This window comes from Facklamia sp. P13064 (assembly GCF_050409425.1).
Lineage (GTDB): Bacteria > Bacillota > Bacilli > Lactobacillales > Aerococcaceae > Facklamia.
Map to the genome: position 1 here is coordinate 1 of NZ_JBNUPM010000049.1, position 742 is coordinate 742.

Consider the following 742-nt stretch of genomic DNA (forward strand, 5'->3'; position numbering starts at 1 on the left):
CAGAGTCCTTTCTATTTTAGTTACCACTTTTAATAGATCGGACTTTTGTGTTTTTATGTAGCAAAAAATAGGATGGAAGGAAGTGTTTTTTTCTTCCATCCACCCTATTTATTATAGAACTTTATTTATTCAGCCTCTTTGACGTTAATAGAAAGTAAGAAAAGCTTTGCCTAGCTTATTTAGTATCCATTTTTTGTAACTCGAAGTCTTTAGGAATTAAAACTGTGTCAATGATATGAATAACTCCATTGGAAACTTCTAAATCGGTAGAAGTAATCATCGATTCACTGATCATCGGCTCGTCTTCTGAAAAATCGAAGGCCACTTTTTCTCCATTAACAGTTTCAACAGATTTTCCGTCTTTTAAATCTTCAGCCAAAATTTTACTAGCCACCAGGTGATAAGTTAATAGTTTATTAAGATCAGGCTGTGTTAGTAGCTCTTGCTCCGTGATATCAAGCTCTTCTAATAATTGCTCAAAAGCTTCATCCGTTGGGGCGAAGAGGGTATATGGTTCGTTTTCTTGTAAGATTTCAACTAAATTAGTTTTTTCAAAAGCAGCCGCTAAAATACTGAAATCATCATTATCTTGAAGGGTGGCAACAATATCCTTTTGTTTATGTATGTCTTCTTTAGAACTTATTTCTTTGGTACTTTCTTCTTTAGAACTCTCTTTTTTAGAGCTTATTTCTTTGGTACTTTCTTCTTTAGAGCTTATTTCTTTGGTACTCTCTTCTTTAGA

At 33.3% G+C, this 742-nt stretch carries 1 protein-coding gene; it reads right to left on the reverse strand.

All coding sequences use genetic code 11. The features are described 5' to 3' along the window. Positions 1–175: 175 nt before the first annotated feature. Positions 176–742, reverse strand: a 567-nt coding sequence (locus ACQV2S_RS08835; protein ID WP_428875568.1) for a fasciclin domain-containing protein, incomplete at its 5' end; no start/stop codon positions are given.